This is a genomic window from Actinomyces naeslundii (genome assembly GCF_001956585.1).
GTDB lineage: Bacteria > Actinomycetota > Actinomycetes > Actinomycetales > Actinomycetaceae > Actinomyces > Actinomyces naeslundii.
Genome location: NZ_MSRR01000027.1, coordinates 28,248 through 46,803, shown reverse-complemented (window position 1 = coordinate 46,803; position 18,556 = coordinate 28,248). Strand labels below are relative to the sequence as shown.

The window sequence follows — 18,556 nt, the reverse complement described above, 5'->3', positions numbered from 1 at the left end:
CATTCGGCTAGTAAAGACCGCTCATCATCATTGGCGAGGGTTATCGCCTTTCAGTCAGGATGATCGCTTTCATGTCGTCCGACTTGGCGAAGAAAAGTTGGGCGTAGTTGCCGAGGTGGATGGCGTGGTGGGCTGTCGACGTCGCAGGACGGAGCTCCTGGAGTTCCGAGTCGTCCGCGAGTCGCGGTTCTATCGGAGGACGGACACACGGCCTCATCCGTCTAGAACCGACCGCGCGAGGGGGCTGAGGCACAATCGGTCACCTGATCCGAGATCGAACCACTCCCATCCATTCGTGTCCGACGACGACATTCCGTGTTCAGAAAGCGCGCCCCATAGGTGCACATCTGCGACAGCTCCATGGTGGTGGAAGTCGATATTCTCGCCAGCGGTGTTAAAATCGACATGTAGCGAGAACCGAGCGCAATTAGCGATGGACACGGACTCGGCACCCACCTCCTCCGCCAACTCGCGTCGGAGGGCATCTTCCCAGTTCTCAGCGAATTCGGGTCGCCCGCCGGGGAGGTCGAGCAGACCAGTGTAGGGGCCGCGTGTCTTTTTCACGCACAACAGCCGGCCGTCCCGCACAATGCGCGCATATACCCCGAAGTGGTAAGTGGGAAGCGGGCCTGCGGCGATCTCCGTACCCAACTCGATAGGGGAGTTGGAGGAAGTGAAAGCGGCGATGAGACCCCTTGTCACATCTTTTCCATCACGCCCAACTCGAAGTCTTGCTATCGCGACGTCGTCCGCCACCTCCTCTAGCCGACCTATGACGCTCTCTTCCCCGGGAGACGTGGTGATGAGACCGAGCCAGTCGGGATGATTGGTCCAGTCGGTGCAGGCATTTCGGCGGACGAGGTTCGCTCGTTCATCGGCGTCCAAGACGAGTTCGAAGCGGCTGTGCGGCTCGTCCAGTGCGAGCTTGCTCTCGATAATCGCGACGACGCGGCCCTCAGTGGAAAACGAGGTACCCAGTGCACGGCGCATCTCTTCCGGCAGTAACATCACTTTGGCGGGCGCCGAAGCTTCATCGCCCGTCGACAACTTCTCGATCAGTGGAAGATCGAGAAGTAGGTAGGCCATCGCGCCATACCGGTAATGAAACTCCGGCTTGAGAACGCGGTCACCGCCCAGAGCCAATAGGCTTCCCGCGTCCACATTGACAGCACTAGGCCACGCCAGGATCTCCAGGTCACGATCAAAATGGAGAAACGCCCTGTCGTTCGTAAGGATACTCAGCCCGTCGAGATGAGATGTGGCAGCAGCGAGCAACGCCGTCGACTTCCCTGCGCCCTTATCACCTACGAAGCAGACCCCACGGCCCTGACGAACAACCGACGAGGAGTGGAACGCCATCGCCCCGCTGTTGATGGCCGACGCTGTGTGAACGCCCCGGACAACCCGATACAGCTCTACGAAAAGACCTCGAACATCTCTGCCAACTATGTAGACCTTCTTCTCCGCACAATCCCGGACGATTACGGTTCTCGTGCTCGGGATCATGATGAGGCGGGCTTGTTGATCGATATCGACGACATGACCGTCTGTGCCATAATCCAAGACAGGCGTCCACGCAGGATTTAACTGTTCGACTGTGAAATCCCAGAGATAGTCGCTCTCGACAGCACTTACCGACCAGATGTCTGCTGCCGATGGTGTGTCGGGGTAATAGAGGTGTGAGCGCAGAAGGGGTGTGAGGGCAGGATGCGTCTGCACCGAAACATTTGCAAAGGGGGAAGCGAATATTTCGCACCTGGAGTACTCGTTGGTATTTACTTCCTGCCGCACGCGCGCCACAATCTCCGCCGACAATGTGCTGACCATTATTCCCACACCCTCATATGCTGTATCCCCATCCCATATCTCACCCATGTCCTGCTCGAAAGCGTTACCCGGCGGTGCCTTCGCGTCGAAATCTTTGCAGCAGGGCATCGCGGTGCCGTCCTGCATAATCACAACGCTCTCCCACAGATACCTGCAAGGTTGCCGCAACTCTTCCCGATTCTGATACTGGTCATGCCGGACCGTCCGTCCCGCATGTGCCCGTTCGTGGCGGATTGCGGCCTGGTCGACTCCTGGCTCTGCAAGCCAGTGGGGCTCGAAGAGCTCGACCTTGGAACGATTCTCTGGAGTCACGATAAATTGGGCCTGGATAAAGATCGAACTTCCTATTTCCGTCTTCTTTCGCAGCAGCATCCTCAGGTTACCCTTGACGTCCTCGAGCCGTCCTCGAGCGCGAAGCCTCCTGAGATCCGCTCGCGGAACTGAGGTGTCGGGACGGTTAGTCCTCCGGTGGCATTGAGTGCCACGTATGCTGCGGCCCACTTGAGACCGAGTGCGCTGAGGTAAGGAATGGTCGCGCCTACGACTGTGCCGCGGGCTGGCGCAAGGAGCCACCATGGGGACTGGTCTGGATCGGTTGAACGGACTGTCTTCTGCCCTCCGTGGTGGCATCGCAACCTCCATTCTCGCTTGGTCTGCGGTGCAGGTTCTCCCAGTCGTGAGAGACGTGAGAGATCAGTTCCTCTGGTGATGGCGGTGCGACACCTGATGGCTACCTCTGCTTCGATTCCGCCGCGGTGGTACCGTTCGGTCACTATGCGATCGGCTTTCCGCCGGGCCCGCAGGCGCCGCACCCGCACGCACCGCGCCTCCTCGCCCGCCTCTGACCACCCCCACCCCGACTCGTCCGCCTCCGGCGCCCACGTCGTACTCCACATGGGGGAGTGGCCCGCATGACCGACTGGCTCATGATCGCCGTCGGCGTGGTCCTCACGGTGGGCACCGCCCTGTTCGTGGCCGGTGAGTTCTCCCTGGTCGCCCTCGACCCCTCCACCGTCGAGACCCGCGCCGCCACCGGGGACAAGCGCGCCACCGTCGTCCAGCGGGCCCTGGGGCGCCTGTCCACACTCCTGTCCGGCGCCCAGGTCGGCATCACCCTGACCACGGTGCTCCTGGGCTACACCATGCAGGCCGCCCTGGCCAACCTTCTCATCGACCTCATGAGCCACTGGATGGCTGTCTCCGTGGCCACCGGCGCCGCGGTCGTCATCGCGCTCATCGTCGTCAACGCCTTCTCCATGGTCATGGGCGAGCTCATCCCCAAGAACGCCACCCTGTCCGACCCCATGCGCGCCGCCGGCCTCGTGGCTCCCTTCCTCATGGGCTTCGCCACCCTGCTCAAGCCCCTCATCCTCGTGCTCAACAACGCGGCCAACGCCGTCCTGCACGCCATGGGCATCGAGCCGGCCGAGGAGCTCAGCGGCACTCGCAGCGCCGGCGAGCTCGCCTCCCTCGTGCGCCACAGCGCCGAGGAGGGCACCCTCGACGCCTCCACCGCCACCCTGCTCACCCGCTCCATCGGCCTGGGAGCGCTCACCGCTGTCGACGTCATGACCGACCGCGGCCGCCTCCACACCCTCGAGGCCGACGACTCCGCCGAGGACGTCGTGCACCTGGCCCGCGCCACCGGCCACTCCCGCTTCCCCGTCATCGGCCGCGACGTCGACGACGTCATGGGCATCGTCCACCTGCGCCGCGCCATCGGCGTCCCCTACGAGCGGCGCGCCGACGTCCCCGTCGCCTCCACCTCCCTCATGACCCCCGCGCCCCGAGTCCCCGAGACCATGCCACTGGCCGACCTGCTCGTCGAGCTGCGTGCCCAGGGCTCTCAGATGGCGCTCGTCGTCGACGAGTACGGCGGCACCGCCGGCGTCGTCACCCTTGAGGACGCCGTCGAAGAGGTCGTCGGGGACGTCGCCGACGAGCACGACCGCCGCCGCGCCGGCGCCCACCTCGACCCCTCGGGCCACTGGGTCGTCCCGGGGTGGATGCGCCCCGACGAGCTCGCCACCCGCGCCGCCATCCAGGTGCCCGACGACGGCCCCTACGAGACCCTCGGCGGCCTGGTCATGACCGAGCTCGGCCGCATCCCCGCCGTCGGCGACGTCGTCGAGCTGACTCACGCCTCCCTGACCGTCGACGCCATGGACGGGCGCCGCGTCACCCGCCTCCACGTGCGTCCCAAGGACCCCGAAGCCACCCCCGGGGACCACCAAGGAGCTGAGGGGGAGCGCCGATGAGCACGCCCCTGGCCCTGGTGGTCACCGTCATCCTCCTGGCCGGCAACGCCTTCTTCGTCGGCGCCGAGTTCGCCGTCACCTCCTCGCGCCGCAGCCAGCTCGAGCCGCTGGCCGAGGCCGGCGACACCCGCGCCGCCACCGCCCTGTGGGCCCTGCAGCACGTCTCGCGCATGCTGGCCACCGCCCAGCTCGGCGTCACCCTGTGCTCCACCGGCCTGGGCGTCGTCGCCGAGCCGGCCATCGCCCATGCCCTGGAGCCTCTGCTCGCGGCCGTCGGCGTCGGGCACGCCGGCTCCCACGCCGTCGCCGTCGTCATCGCCCTGGTCATCGTCGTGGGACTGCACGTCGTCGCCGGAGAGATGGTGCCCAAGAACATCTCCATCGCCTCCCCGGAGAAGGCCGTGCGCTGGCTCGCCCCGCCCCTGGTGTGGTGCTCGCGCGTCTTCAGCCCCGTGGTCAACGCTCTCAACGGCTTCGCCAACGGGGTCCTCAAGGTCCTGGGCATCGAGGCCAAGGAGGAGATCTCCGCCGCCTTCAACGCCGAGGAGGTCGCCTCCATCGTCGAGCGCTCCACCGCCGAGGGCGTCCTGGAGGACTCCACCGGCCTGCTCAGCGGCGCCCTGGAGTTCTCCGAGGAGACCGCCGGCAGCGTCATGGTGCCCCTGAGCGAGCTCGTTACCCTGCCCCAGGAGTGCACCCCGGAGGACGTGGAGCGGGCCGTGGCCTCCACCGGCTTCTCCCGCTTCCCGCTCGTGGCCGAGCAGGCCGCAGCCGACGGGGGAGCGGAGCCCGTCATCACCGGCTACCTCCATCTCAAGGACATCCTCTACGCCGACGGCGCCGACCGCACCGAGCCGGTGCCCGCCTGGCGTGCTCGCGCACTCGTGCCCGTCGGCTACGACGACGAGGTCGAGGAGGCGCTGGCTGCCATGCAGCGCTCGGGGGCCCACCTCGGGCACGTGCGCAACGCGCAGGGACGATTCGTCGGGGTCCTCTTCCTGGAGGACATCCTCGAAGAGCTTGTCGGCGAGGTCAACGACGCCATGCAGCGCGAGGAGCACCAGCGCCGTGATTAAATCGTGATCTGAGGGCGCTGATCGGCGGATATCCACAACTCGTGCCGCGTCGGGCGACGATCGTCGACTACTGTCCAAGGAACGGTGAACTGGTGCCGATCCGTTCGTATGACACGTGTTTCCGTCTCAGAGTCGGCGACGTTGGGGAGCGCCTCGATATTTGTGTGAGAAGTGCAGGTCACACAAAGGTGTGCTGGTTCTCCTGGCAAGACCCACAGGAGACCGCTACTGTTTTAACCGAGCACAACCCGAGGCTGTCGCCCTGGCAGCCAGCACGTCGTCACCACCGGATCGCCGGCAGCAACGACTTCCCCATGACACCAGCCACCTGGAGGCTTCCCGCGTGACCCCGCAGCCCATGAGTCGACGCCAGCGTCGCGAGGCGGAACGTGCTGCCGAAGCCGCTCGCCAGCTCGCCGAGGCGGAGGCCGGAGCCAACCCGCCGTCACCGCCGACGGCGCACACGACTCACGCCGCCGGAACCACCCGCAGCTCGCGCCGCGATCTCCCCGCGCACCGCTCCGCGACCGGCACCCCGTCCAGCGTCGTCACGGCCCCGAGTCCCTCCGCGCTCCCCGACGTCCCGGTCGCTCCCCAGAAGCAGAATCGCCCGCAACGGCCCACGGCCCCGGCTGCGCGCTCAGCGATGCACGCGTCCAGTGCTCCGGCTCCCGCGGAGCAGTCCGGGCGGGCCGACCAGCAACCGATCGCCCCGATGAGCCGTATGGCTCGACGCCGTCAGGGCGGCACCGAGCAGCCCGTCCCGAGCGCGGATCGGCGCTCTCAGGTGCCCGGTGCGACCGGGCACGCTCTTCCTTCCGGGGCGGTCAGCGCGCCGGCGGCGGAGGCCGCCGGATCCTCGCCCGCAACGCCTTCCGCCCGCTCCGCCTCACCGCAGGCGTCGGGGGATGCTCGCCCGAGCCGGCGCTCCCGCAAGGACCTGCGTGCGGCCCGGGACTCCGGGGACAGTCAGCAGACGCGAGAGAACCCTGCGGTGGTGGATGTGCCGGAGGCCCCGGCTCATCGATACGAGGCTCAGACGGAGAGCCGTCGCAGCCACCGCTCCCACGCCGCCGAGCAGCCCGCCGCTGCACCGACGTCGTCGGCGCCCTCGGCTCTGACGCCCCTGGTTGCGGCCTCGTTGGCCGAGTCGACCGCCGGACTCGAGCCTGCGGCCGGCCAGTCCGCCGGCAGTGCACCGTGGTGGGGCGCCGGTGACGCGGTCCCGGCCTCGCCCGGGACGGCGGAGCCCCACAGTCACGCCGCTCCGGCTGTGCCCAGCACCTCGTCGGTCTCCGCAGCCTCCTCCCGGCCGGAGAGCCGCCGTGCGAGGCACACGTCCGCGGCAACGCCCGCCAGCGTCTCGGCCAAGCCCGTTGTCGCCTCCACCACTCATCACACCGGCTCCTACAGCACTGCGACCAGTGCCTCGGCGGGCGCAGCCTCCACCCCGATACCGGAGGTGACCGTCGAGCCGGCCGTGGCGACGTCGTCGGCTCCCGAGGCTCCTCACGAGATCCGCTTCTCACGCCGGATCACGGACTTCCGCGGCGCCGAGACCGTTGAGGTCCCCGAGGTCCGCAAGATCATGGCCGCTCGCAAGGCCGGGGTGCCGCTCGCTGACGAGTCGGCCATCCGCGCGGCCAAGGCCGCCCAGAAGACCCGGTCGGCCAAGAAGTCCGAGACGACCGCCGCGGACACCGCCTCGGAGGAGGCGGCCGCCTCGACGTCGTCGGCCCGGGTCTCTCCGGCATCCAAGCCTGACACCCACCGCGACTCCTCGACCGGCCCCGCCTCCGCGCGTCCCGCTCGGCGCCGTACCGGAACCGGGATCCTGGGGCGCACCGCGGTGCTCTCGGCCCTGGCCGTGGCCACGGTCCTCGTCCCGCTGTCCAGTCACCTCGACAACACGCCCTTGGCCTCGGCGGCGATGAAGATGCATGTCAGTAATGCCGCCACGCAGGGCCCGGCCGCCTCCGGGACGAAGCCCTCGTCCGTGGCCAGCGCCGTGCTCGGCAGTGACGACCTGGACGAGAGCCCCGACACCCAGCTGTCCAACGTCCCCGACGCCGCCACCCGGGCCAGGATCCGCGAGGCCTACCAGAACGCCGCCAAGACCTGTTCCTCGACGACCGGCGCCTCCGGAGACACGAGCGCCTTCAGCTCCAAGCCGCAGCTGTTCTACCCGATGCTCCCGGGCACCTACGAGATCTCCTCGGAGTACGGTTACCGCACCCACCCCACCCTCGGCTACCGCAAGCTGCACGCCGGCCAGGACATGGCCGCACCCGTCGGGACGCCCATCTACGCCGCCGCCGCTGGGACCGTCACCACCGCCGGCATGGTGGACGGCACCGGAACCGTCACCATCAAGCACGAGATCGACGGACGTGTCTGGTACACCAGCTACCTCCACATGTACGAGGACGGCATCTACGTCAAAGCCGGTGACACCGTCACGGCCGGCCAGATGATCGCCGGCGTGGGTAACACCGGGCGGTCCTCCGGCTCGCACTTGCACTTCGAGGTGCGCACCAAGGACGACACCGCGGACGAGTCGACCGTGGAGCCGTGGGGCTGGCTCAAGGAGCACGGCGCTGTCGAGCTCACCACCAACTGCAGCTGAGGGAGACCCACTGTGCCGCCTGCCGCGTCACGAACACGACGTCGTCCTGCCGTCATCGCCCATCGCGGCGGCGGGAGCGAGGTGCCCGAGAACACCTGGAGCGCCGTTGAGCACGTGGCCGCGCTCGGGCTCGAATGGATGGAGACCGACCTGCGGCTGACCGCCGACGGCATCGTTGTCCTCAGCCACGACGAGGACCTGCGCCGCACCGCGGACGACCCCCGTGCCGTGGGGGAGGTCATGTGGGCCGAGTTGGCCGACCTCGACTCCGGTGACGGGCGCGGCTTCGTCCGGCTCGACGACGCCTTGTACGCCCACCCGACGATGAAGTTCAACATCGACCTCAAGGACTCCAACGTCGTCCAGGCTGCCCTGCAGACGGTGCGTGACGCCAATGCCCTCGAACGGGTTCGCTTCGCCTCCTTCTCCGCCCGTCGGCTGGCCGTCCTGCGCCGCCAGGAGCCCCGGGCCATGACCTCCCTGGGGGTCAGTGACGTGCTCGGACTCATGCTGCGCAGTGAGGCCGCCGTCCCGTTGCCGCAGACCCGCTGGGGATGGACGCGCGGAAGGGTCGACGCGGTCCAGGTCCCCGAGAGCTACCACGGCGTCCCGGTGGTCACTCGGCGCTTCGTCGCCTCCGCGCACGCCGCCGACCTGGAGGTTCACGTCTGGACGGTGGACGAGCCTGAGCGGATGCGACAGCTGGCCGACCTCAACGTCGACGCCATCATGACCGACGTCCCCACCCTCGCCCTCCAGACCCTGGGCTGAAGAGCGCGTCAAGAGGCCTGTACCGCAGCGCGCACGATCAAGCCCCCGCCGCGGGTGGCGACGGGGGCTCGGGGATGGCGCCCCGGACAGGATTCGAACCTGCGACCTTCTGCTCCGGAGGCAGACGCTCTATCCACTGAGCTACCGGGGCCCGAGGCGTGACTGTACCAGCGTCCTGGCCCCGGAGCGAAACCGGCGTGAGACTGCGACATGTCCCACGATGCCCGGCGGCCGCCGGTATCCCTCGTGATCCGCTCCGCCTGTTGACGGTACGCTGACGCGCGTGACCCCAGAAGAGCTTGCCGCAGCCATCCGCACCATCCTGGAAGAGGCCTCCGCCGAGGGTGTCCTCGCCCTGCCCGCAGCAGAGATCCCCGACCCCCGCGTCGAGCGTCCCCGCAACCGTGACCACGGTGACTGGTCTACCAATGTCGCCATGCAGCTGGCCAAGAAGGCGGGTACCAAGCCGCGCGACCTCGCCGAGCTCCTCGTCCCTCGTCTTGAGGCCCTCGACGGCCTCGCCTCCGTGGAGGTCGCCGGCCCCGGCTTCCTCAACATCCGCCTCGACGCCGCCAGCGCCGGCGAGCTCGCCCGCTCCATCGTCGAGGCCGGCGAGGCCTATGGGCGCAACGACTCCCTGAGCGGCCAGCACATCAACCTCGAGTACGTCTCCGCCAACCCCACCGGCCCGGTGCACCTGGGCGGTGCCCGCTGGGCCGCCGTCGGCGACTCCCTGGCCCGGATCCTGTCCGCCTGCGGCGCCGAAGTCACCCGTGAGTACTACTTCAACGACCACGGTACCCAGATCGACCGCTTTGCCGCCTCCCTGCTGGCCTCCGCCCGCGGCCAGGAGACCCCCGAGGACGGCTACGGCGGCGCCTACATCAGTGAGATCGCCCAGCAGGTGACCGCCGACGAGCTCGCCGCCGGCCGCCCCGACCCGGCCACTCTGCCCGACGCCGAGGCCGCCGAGGTCTTCCGGGCCCGCGGCGTCGACCTCATGTTCGCCGCCGTCAAGGCCGAGCTGCACGCATTCCGCTCCGACTTCGACGTCTTCTTCCACGAGGACTCCCTGCACACCTCCGGCGCCGTCGAGCGCGCCATCGACCGCCTGCGCGAGCGCGGCGTCATCGAGGAGCGCGACGGCGCCACCTGGCTGCGCACCACCGACTTCGGCGACGACAAGGACCGGGTCCTCATCAAGTCCGACGGAAACGCCGCCTACTTCGCGGCCGATCTCGCCTACTACCTGGACAAGCGCGAGCGCGGCGCCGACTGCGCCCTCTACCTGTTCGGGGCCGATCACCACGGCTACATCGGCCGCATGATGGCCATGTGCGCGGCCTTCGGGGACACTCCGGGCACCAACATGCAGATCCTCATCGGCCAGCTCGTCAACCTCGTGCGCAACGGCGTCCCGGTGCGCATGTCCAAGCGCGCCGGCACCATCGTCACTCTGGAGGACCTGGTCGACGCCGTCGGTGTGGACGCCGCCCGCTACGCCCTGGCCCGTTCCTCCATGGACTCCATGATCGACATCGACCTGGACCTGCTGGCCTCCTCCACCTCCGACAACCCCGTCTACTACGTCCAGTACGCCCACGCCCGCACCCGCAACGTGGCCCGCAACGCCGCCGAGCACGGCGTGAGCCGCGACCCGAACGTGGCCCCCTTCGAGCCCGCCGCTCTGGACGACCCGGCGGACTCCGCACTGCTCGGCGTACTCGCCCAGTTCCCGGCGATCGTCGCCCAGGCCGCGCAGCTGCGCGAGCAGCACCGCGTGGCCCGCTACCTCGAGCAGCTGGCCGCCGCCTACCACACCTGGTACGGCGCCACTCGCGTCACCCCCCGTGGGGACGACGCCGTCAACTCCGGCCACGTGGCCCGCCTGTGGCTCAACGACGCCGTCGGGCAGGTCCTCGCCAACGGGCTCGATCTGCTGGGCGTGACCGCTCCCGAGAGGATGTGAAACCGTGATGAACCAGGTTCCCAACGCTGAGCCGCCCCTGGGGGCGCTGGCCTGCCCCGAACCCGAGGACCGACCCGATCTGTGGCCCACGACGGCGCGGCGCACTCCTGCCGGCGAGCTCGCCCTGGGCGGGCTGACCGTCTCCGAGATCCTCACCGACGCCCCCAGTCCCGTCTTCGTCCTGGACGAGGCCGACCTGCGCGGTCGCGCCGCCTCCTGGAGCGCCGCCATGCACGAGGAGTTCTGGCCTAGCTACGGCATGGCCGGGGGAGAGGCCTTCTACGCCGGCAAGGCCTTCCTCACCACCAAGGTCGCCCAGTGGGTCCTCGAGGAGGGCATGGGTATCGACACCGCCAGCCGCGGCGAGCTCGCCGTGGGACTGGCCGCTCTGCAGGAGGTGGACGGGGCGGAGGCCACCACCAGCGCCACCCGTGTGGGCCTGCACGGCAACGGCAAGACGCAGGCCGAGATCGCCGTCGCCCTCACCCACCACGTGGGCCACCTCGTCCTCGACTCCCTCGAGGAGGTCGACCTCGCCGTCCGCGCCGTGCGCGACCTGCGCTCCAGCGGCGTCTACGGACCCGAGGAGACCGGCAAGGTCATGGTGCGACTGACCACTGGCGTGCACGCCGGGGGCCACGAGTTCATCTCCACCGGCCACGAGGACCAGAAGTTCGGTCTCTCCGTCCACGGAGGCGCTGCCCGGCAGGCCATCGACGCGATCATCGCCGCCCCCGAGCTCGAGCTGCACGGGCTGCACTCCCACATCGGCTCCCAGATCATGGACCTGGCCGGCTTCCGTGAGGCCGCCCGCGTCGTCCTCACCCTGCGCCACGAGGTTGCTGCGGATACGGGGCACCTGTGCCCGGAGGTCGACCTGGGCGGCGGCTACGGCATCGCCTACACCGGTGCGGATCCGGTGCCGCCCAGCCCGGCCGAGGTCGCCCGAACCCTCGCCGAGACGGTGCGCGAACTGTGTACGGAGCTCGGCGACCCGGTCCCGCACATGTCCGTCGAGCCCGGGCGCAGCGTCGCCGGCCCGAGCACCGTCATGCTCTACACGGTCTCCGGGCTCAAGCGCGTCGAGCTGGGGGAGGGGGCCTCGCGCCTCTACGTGAGCGTCGACGGCGGCATGAGCGACAACATCCGCCCCGCCCTCTACGAGGCCGCCTACACGGCCCTGGTCGCCAACCGCCGCCCCGACTCGCAGGCCGGGTTGGTGCGCAGCCGGGTGGTGGGCAAGCACTGCGAGTCCGGCGACGTCGTCGTGCGTGACGTGGACCTGCCCGCGGACCTCGCTGTCGGTGACGTGCTGGCCGTGCCCGCAACGGGCGCCTACGGGCGCTCCATGGCCTCCAACTACAACCTCTTCACCCGCCCCGGCGTGCGCTGGGTACGTGAGGGTGAGTCGGGCTGGATCCTGCGCCCGGAGACCATCGAGGACCTCCTGCGCCTCGAGGGCTGAGCTTTCCTTTCCCTCATATCGCAGGGGCGCCTTCGTTCCAGGAACAATTCCTGCTACGAAGGCGCCCCTGCGTATGTTCCGTCAGGATCGTGGGACTTCCCTGAGAGCGGTGACAACCTGGGAGAGGTCTGAGAGGGGCCGTGTCTCAGCGAACCTGAAGAACGTCTGTTTGGAGGACTGGAACAACCACAATGCGGTCCGCTTGATAGGGGAGACACAGTGCCATCACAGGTTCAGCACATAATTATTGTGTGTTTCCTACAATTGTCAGCGTGATCAGTTGTTTGAAACCTGGATTACAGTTGTGTTGAGATTGTGACCTAGTGCGTGTTTTGTGTGTTCGCTACTCCCAAACAGTCGGTTTGTGACACAGTGGCCTTGGTCATCACGGGACCGCCTTCCTGTCGCCTGAACGGATGGTGGGAGCGCCCCATGATGGTTCACGAGGCAGACCTTGTCATCTATGCCAGGAATCCGGAGATCTCATGAACACATTGTCCGTGGGCGCAGCCTCTCGGCCCGCCCTCTCGCGAGGGGCGGTGAGGGGACTCGTCGCCATCCTTGCTCTCTTCCTTGTGGCGATCATGTCTCAGCTCTCGCCCCAGGCGAGCGCAGACGAGAACAAGAGCGTCAACGTTTCCAACCTGTCTCTGACACGTGTGGACGGTAACAATGTTGAGCACGATGGAAAGCTCAGCATCTACGACCTCGCTCGCCTGAGCTTCGACTGGAGCGGCGTCGACGCCAACCTCAAGTCGGGCGACTCCTTCACCATCGGTCTGGGTGATTACTTCAGCAACCTGCAGAACAGTGACACCCACCCGATGACCGTCGAGTACAACGGTCAGAACGTCGAGGTCGGCAGCTGCACCCTGACCGCCAAGGAGGTCACCTGCACCTTCAACTCCAAGGTTGACGAGCTCAAGGCCGCTGGCTTCCACAACTTCAAGGGCAGCGGCTCCGCCCTGGTGGCGGTTGCCAAGACCACCGATGAGCAGTCCGTCAACCTCACTGCCAACGGCGTGACCACCGCTGTTGTCCTGCCCGGTGGCGGCGGCATCGGCGGCCCCGAGCAGAGCGACTGGGAGCTCACCAAGTGGGCCTCCAGCTTCTACAACAACTACAAGGAGCTGACCTGGGGTGTGAACTTCGGGACCAACCAGACCACTGGTGGCAAGCTCGGCAAGACCTTCGACGGTTCCCGTCAGACCATTGTCTTCACCGACACCCTCAGTGAGGGCATGAGCTTCAACCAGGCTGACGCCACCCGTACGATCCTCAACGTTCGCCCTGCGGATGGCTCCACCGTCCCGGTGACCAACGCCGCCGGCCAGGACTCCAGCAGCGAGTACGGTGACTTCGACGTCAAGGCCAGCTACTCCCAGGACGGCCGCACCGCTACCTACGAGGTGACCGGTCCGTTCAAGAACGGCACCAACTTCACCCTGGAGTACCCGGTCTCCTTCGTGGACGCCAACGGCAACGCCGTCGCGGCCACCCGGGGAGCCGCTTACGAGAACACCGTCAACCTCCAGGGCACGGACCTGACCAGCACCCAGCAGCAGTCCTACGTCCAGTACTTCGACATCTCGGTCCAGATGGAGCCCGGCTTCGGCGGCTTCAGCGTGACCAAGGTCGTCGAGGGTGAGGCCGCTGCTCAGGCCGCAGGCTCCTCCTTCGTCGTCGACGTCGCCTACGAGCTGCCGGCCGCCGCCAACTCCTACCCGGACTGGAAGGCTCCCGAGGGTCAGAAGGCCAGCGGCGAGGGCCGCACCGGCACCGCCTCCGTCACGGTCAAGCCGGGTGAGCCGGTTGCCTTCGACGGCACCTTCCCGGTGGGCACCAAGATCACGCTGAGCGAGGACACCTCCAAGGCGCAGCCCGCCGCTTCCGGCTTCAGCTGGGGCAAGCCGGTCTTCACTGTGGATGGCGAGAACACCAACACCTTCACCATCCGCGACCAGGAGCTCGTCAAGGTCTCGCTGACCAACACGACGACCACCACCACGACTCCGCCGGCCACCACGCCTCCGACGACCACGCAGCAGCCGCCGACGGCGTCGAACCCCCCGGCCACCGTGGCTCCGCCCGCGCCTCCGACGACCACGCAGCAGCCGCCGACGGCCTCGAACCCCCCGGCCACCGTGGCTCCGCCCGCGGCCCCGCCGGCCACCTCCACCCCGAAGACGCCGACCAGCACCCCGAAGAAGCCCACCGGCAACCCGCCGCTGGCGCACACCGGTGCTAACGCCGTCGCGCTCCTGCTGCTCGCCGGTGCCGGCGTGGGTGGCGGTGCCCTGCTGATGGCTCGCCGTCGCAAGGCCTCCTGAGTGCGGGTCACCGCTTCTCGAGCCTGAACGCTCCGTCACAAGAGCCCAGTGGCCCCGTCCCGGTTCAGCCGGGACGGGGCCACTGGCGTTCCCAGGTGTCGTCCCTCCGAGAGGTCATCCGCCCTGCCACCGGGTGCCTGTCGCAAGCAGGAGACGTCAACGGGATATCTCGGCCGGAGGGATGAGTACCCCTCCCCATCAATCATTCTCTTGGGGGTCACCACGTCGGCGCGCCGGTTCCTAACCTTGAGGCATGAGCGCAGCCACATCGTCTTTACCCTCCTCACTGACCTCCTTCGTCTCCTCCCTGGAGCAGCCGCCCCCGGCCTGGCACCGCTCCGACGACGCCGCGGTTCCGATGTCCATGGGCCTGAGCCGGGTGATTGGCCGGTTGCTCAAGCAGATCATCTGGCGTCGCTGAGAACCCTGGGCCGTGTTCCCGCTGACGGACGCGCACGCGCGCTGAGGTCTATGACCCTTATGCTGGCCCGCAGCGATGGTCGGCTCAGACCGGCAGCCGGTCGGGTGACCTAGCCGTACCCGTCCCCATCGCCTCAGGAAGTCGACGTGTCCGCACGCGGCACGCAACACAGCAGTACGCAACACAGCAAGGTGGTCATTCCGTGGCTCAGGAGCTCTCACCCGCCCAGCGCACCCTCACCGTCGGCGTCCTCGGCGCCGGGACCGTCGGCAGCCAGGTGATCCGTCTGCTTACCGAGCAGGCCGATGACTTCGCCGCCCGCTCCGGTGCGCGCCTGGAGGTCACGGGCGTCGCCGTGCGCGACGTCAATGCTCCGCGGGACACCGCGGTCCGCCGGGACCTTCTCACCGATGACGTCACCGCCGTCGCCACCGGGAACGACCTGGTCATCGAGCTCATCGGAGGCATTGAGCCGGCCCGCACCCTCATCCTGGCCGCCTTCAAGTCCGGTGCGAGCGTCATCACCGGCAACAAGGCCCTCATCGCCGCCCACGGCCCTGAGCTCTATGCGGCCGCGGCCGCCGCCGGCACCGACTTCTACTACGAGGCCGCCGTCGCCGGTGCCATCCCGGTCGTCTACGCGCTGCGCGAGTCGATGGCCGGCGATCGCGTCACCAGCGTGCTCGGTATCGTCAACGGCACCACGAACTACATCCTCGACGAGATGAGCACCAAGGGTCTGTCCTTCGAGACCGCTCTGGCCACTGCCCAGGAGCTCGGCTACGCCGAGGCCGACCCCACCGCCGACGTCGACGGCCTGGACGCCGCCGCCAAGGCCGCCATCATCGCCTCACTGGCCTTCCACACCCGCGTGGGTCTCGACGACGTCTCTGTCGAAGGCATTCGCGCGATCACCGCCGACGACATCCGCGAGGCCCACGCCTCGGGCTGTGAGCTCAAGCTGCTCGCCATCGCCCAGCGCCGCGAGGACGAGCACGCCCACGGCGTCTCCGTGCGCGTCCACCCCGCCCTCGTGCCCAACGACCACCCGCTGGCCAGCGTCCACGGCGCCTACAACGCCGTCCTCGTCGAGGGTGAGAGCGCCGGGCGCCTCATGTTCTACGGACAGGGGGCCGGGGGAGCCCCGACCGCCTCCGCGGTCCTGTCCGACGTCGTCGCCGCCGCCGCCCACCGGGTCCATGGTGGTCAGGCCCCCCGCGAATCCTCCTACGCCCACCTGCCGGTCCTCGGCCCCGAGGCGGCCGTCACCCGCTACCAGATCCAGCTGCGCGCCGACGACGCCGTCGGCTCCCTGGCCGCTATGGCCTCCGTCTTCGCCGAGAACGGGGTCTCCATCAACTCGGTGCGCCAGAGCGCCTACGTCACCGCCGACGGCAGCGAGGACCAGGCCGTCGTCACCTTCGTGACCCACCCGGCGCCCGTCTTCCACCTCGACGCCGCCGTCGAGGGGCTGCGATCCTCGGACCGGGTTGCCGAGGTCGTCTCCATCCAACGCGTCGAGGGCGAGTGACATGCGGATCGTCTATGAGCGCGCCGCCGTCCGCGTCCCGGCAACGACGGCGAACATGGGGCCGGGCTTCGACTCCTTCGGCATGGCCTTCCGCTACTACGACGAGGTCTCGGTGCGCCCGATCACCGGTACCACCCGCGTCATCGTCGAGGGTGTCGGCGCCGATACCGTGCCCACTGATGATGACAACCTCGTTGTACGGGCGCTGAGGGCCGGCCTGGACGCCGTCGGTGCCCCGCAAGCCGGTTTCGAGATGCGCTGCGTCAACCGAATCCCCCACGGCGGGGGCATGGGATCCTCCGCCAGCGCGGCGGTGGCCGGGCTCATGCTGGCGCGCGGCCTCATCTCCGAGCCCGAGGCCCTCAGCGATGACCGCATCTTCTCCCTGGCCACTGACTTCGAGGGGCACCCCGACAACGTCGCCCCCGCGGTCTTCGGAGGGGCGACCGTCGCCTGGGTCGAGCGCGGCGGACACCCGCGCATGGCGCCCATGCCCGTGGACGCCTCGCTCGGGGTGAGCCTGCTCATCCCGCCGTCGACCACCCGCCTGTCCACCAAGGAGGCCCGCCAGGTCCTGCCCGTCTCGGTGCCGCGCGAGGACGCCCTGTTCAACACCTCCCGGGCGGCCGTGCTCATGCTGGCGCTCGCCGGGCGCCCCGACCTGCTCATGGCCGGCACCGAGGACCGGCTCCACCAGGAGTACCGGCGCGGGGTCCTGCCCGCCTCGATGGCGGTCATGGACTCCCTGCGCGAGCAGGGCTATCCCGCCGTCATCTCCGGGGCGGGGCCCACGGTGCTCGTCCTGTCCACCCTGGCGGAGCAGACCCGCTTCGCCCTGGAGAACCACGGCTGGAGCGTGCTCAGCCCCGGTATTGATACTCGCGGGGCGGTGCTGACCTCCTGATCCGTGCGAACGGCTTCCTCTTCCGCTTCCTTGATCGCGGGCGTCCTCGAGTCCGAGGGCGCCCGCGACCTGTGTCCGCCTCGGAGCCTGGGCGGGGCAGCGGCATCGAGCCTCGTCGTGGGAAGCGCGTCACACTCATGTAGTTGAGAAATAAACTATAGATGTCTCCGGTTCCATCAGTACACAAGAGATTACGTAGAACCAGTGCAGGAACAGCGAGGACGTCTCATGCAGTTCGGAATCTTCACGGTTGGAGACATCACCACCGACCCGGCCACCGGCAAGCCCCCCAGTGAGCACCAGCGCATCAAGAACACTGTTGAGATGGCGGTCCTGGCCGAGCAGGCGGGCCTGGACTTCTTCGCCACCGGGGAGCACCACAACCCGCCCTTTGCGCCGTCGTCGCCCCCGACCCTGCTGGCCAACATCGCCGCACGCACGGACAAGCTGCTCCTGACCACCGCGACCACCCTCATCACCACCAACGACCCGGTGCGTCTGGCTGAGGAGTACGCCTACCTCCAGCACCTCTCCGACGGACGCGTCGACCTCATGATGGGGCGCGGTAACACCGGACCGGTCTACCCCTGGTTCGGCAAGGACATCCGCAAGGGCATCTCGCTCGCGGTGGAGAACTACGACCTGCTGCGCCGCCTGTGGCGTGAGACCAACGTGGACTGGGAGGGCGAGTTCCGCACGGCGCTGCAGGACTTCACCTCCATGCCCCGCCCGCTCGACGGTGTCCCGCCCTTCGTGTGGCACGCCTCCATCCGCTCGCCCCAGATCGCCGAGCAGGCTGCTTACTACGGAGACGGCTACCTGCACAACAACATCTTCTGGCCCATCGACCACGTCAAGAAGATGATCGACCTCTACCGCGAGCGCTTCGCCTTCTACGGCCATGGCGAGCCCGAGCAGGCGATCGTGGGCCTGGGCGGGCAGATCTTCGCCGCCAGGAGCGAGGCCGAGGCCATCGAGCGCTACACCCCCTACTTCCGCAACACCTACGTCTACCAGGGCGCGGCTCTGGAGGAGATGACGCAGCACACGCCTCTCGCCGTCGGCACGCCCGAGCAGATCGTGGAGAAGTACCTGACCTACCGGGACGCGATCGGCGACTACCAGCGTCAGGCCTTCAACGTGGACCTGGGCGGCGTCCCGCATAAGGAGATCATGAAGCAGATCGAGTACCTGGGCTCCGAGATCGTCCCGGCACTGCGCGCCGAGCTGGAGCCCACCAAGCCCAAGCGCGTTCCGGACGCACCGCTCCACCCGCGCCACCGGGCCCTGTTGGAGGGTACCGAGCCCCCGGCTGAGGAGCCCTTCTCCATGTCCAACGAGTTCGACCCGCTCACGGGCCGGAAGGTGAGGATCTGAG

The 18,556-nt window shown here is 68.1% G+C and carries 12 protein-coding genes and 1 tRNA gene; 11 read left to right on the top strand and 2 right to left on the bottom strand.

Going from position 1 to position 18,556, the window contains the following annotated elements; all coding sequences use genetic code 11:
* Positions 1 to 213: 213 nt before the first annotated feature.
* Positions 214 to 2,199, bottom strand: coding sequence for an NUDIX domain-containing protein (locus tag BKH33_RS11235; protein ID WP_003785751.1), 1,986 nt, complete (start codon positions 2,197 to 2,199; stop codon positions 214 to 216).
* Positions 2,200 to 2,738: 539 nt separating this feature from the next.
* On the opposite strand from BKH33_RS11235, the gene BKH33_RS11230 reads away from it, so the two are divergent.
* From BKH33_RS11230 to BKH33_RS11210, 4 genes are all read left to right on the top strand, one after another.
* Positions 2,739 to 4,085, top strand: coding sequence for a hemolysin family protein (locus BKH33_RS11230; RefSeq protein WP_003785724.1), 1,347 nt, complete (start codon positions 2,739 to 2,741; stop codon positions 4,083 to 4,085).
* Positions 4,082 to 5,161 carry a hemolysin family protein gene (locus BKH33_RS11225; RefSeq protein WP_003785730.1) on the top strand — a complete coding sequence of 360 codons (1,080 nt, stop codon included), beginning with the start codon at positions 4,082 to 4,084 and terminating at the stop codon, positions 5,159 to 5,161. The genes BKH33_RS11230 and BKH33_RS11225 overlap by 4 nt, the downstream gene beginning before the upstream one ends.
* 343 nt (positions 5,162 to 5,504) lie before the next feature.
* The gene (locus tag BKH33_RS13905) at positions 5,505 to 7,787 is read left to right on the top strand and encodes a M23 family metallopeptidase (protein ID WP_003785739.1); all 2,283 of its coding nucleotides are present in this window, start codon (positions 5,505 to 5,507) and stop codon (positions 7,785 to 7,787) included.
* A 12-nt stretch (positions 7,788 to 7,799) separates the two neighbouring features.
* A complete protein-coding gene (locus tag BKH33_RS11210; protein ID WP_003785716.1) occupies positions 7,800 to 8,558 on the top strand; it encodes a glycerophosphodiester phosphodiesterase family protein in 759 nt (252 codons plus the stop codon).
* Between the two features lie 75 nt (positions 8,559 to 8,633).
* Here BKH33_RS11210 and BKH33_RS11205 read toward each other — a convergent pair.
* Positions 8,634 to 8,709 (bottom strand) — tRNA-Arg (locus tag BKH33_RS11205).
* 132 nt (positions 8,710 to 8,841) lie between these two features.
* On the opposite strand from BKH33_RS11205, the gene argS reads away from it, so the two are divergent.
* The 7 genes from argS to BKH33_RS11175 all read left to right on the top strand — a co-directional run bounded on the left by argS (position 8,842) and on the right by BKH33_RS11175 (position 18,555).
* Positions 8,842 to 10,527: an arginine--tRNA ligase gene (gene argS / locus BKH33_RS11200; RefSeq protein WP_003785743.1), complete on the top strand. Its 1,686-nt coding sequence runs from the start codon at positions 8,842 to 8,844 to the stop codon at positions 10,525 to 10,527.
* Positions 10,528 to 10,534: 7 nt separating this feature from the next.
* The gene (gene lysA, locus BKH33_RS11195) at positions 10,535 to 11,992 is read left to right on the top strand and encodes a diaminopimelate decarboxylase (RefSeq protein WP_076142753.1); all 1,458 of its coding nucleotides are present in this window, start codon (positions 10,535 to 10,537) and stop codon (positions 11,990 to 11,992) included.
* 485 nt (positions 11,993 to 12,477) lie between these two features.
* The gene (locus BKH33_RS11190) at positions 12,478 to 14,322 is read left to right on the top strand and encodes a DUF7926 domain-containing protein (RefSeq protein ID WP_076142752.1); all 1,845 of its coding nucleotides are present in this window, start codon (positions 12,478 to 12,480) and stop codon (positions 14,320 to 14,322) included.
* A gap of 253 nt (positions 14,323 to 14,575) precedes the next feature.
* Positions 14,576 to 14,743 (top strand): hypothetical protein, encoded by a 168-nt coding sequence (locus BKH33_RS13900; RefSeq protein ID WP_003782962.1) that lies wholly within the window; start codon positions 14,576 to 14,578, stop codon positions 14,741 to 14,743.
* A 202-nt stretch (positions 14,744 to 14,945) separates the two neighbouring features.
* The gene (locus BKH33_RS11185) at positions 14,946 to 16,274 is read left to right on the top strand and encodes a homoserine dehydrogenase (protein ID WP_003782960.1); all 1,329 of its coding nucleotides are present in this window, start codon (positions 14,946 to 14,948) and stop codon (positions 16,272 to 16,274) included.
* A 1-nt stretch (position 16,275) separates the two neighbouring features.
* Positions 16,276 to 17,178, top strand: coding sequence for a homoserine kinase (gene thrB, locus BKH33_RS11180; protein ID WP_003782954.1), 903 nt, complete (start codon positions 16,276 to 16,278; stop codon positions 17,176 to 17,178).
* 228 nt (positions 17,179 to 17,406) lie between these two features.
* Positions 17,407 to 18,555, top strand: a complete 1,149-nt coding sequence (locus BKH33_RS11175; protein WP_043539298.1) for a CE1758 family FMN-dependent luciferase-like monooxygenase — start codon at positions 17,407 to 17,409, stop codon at positions 18,553 to 18,555.
* Position 18,556 lies beyond the last annotated feature (1 nt).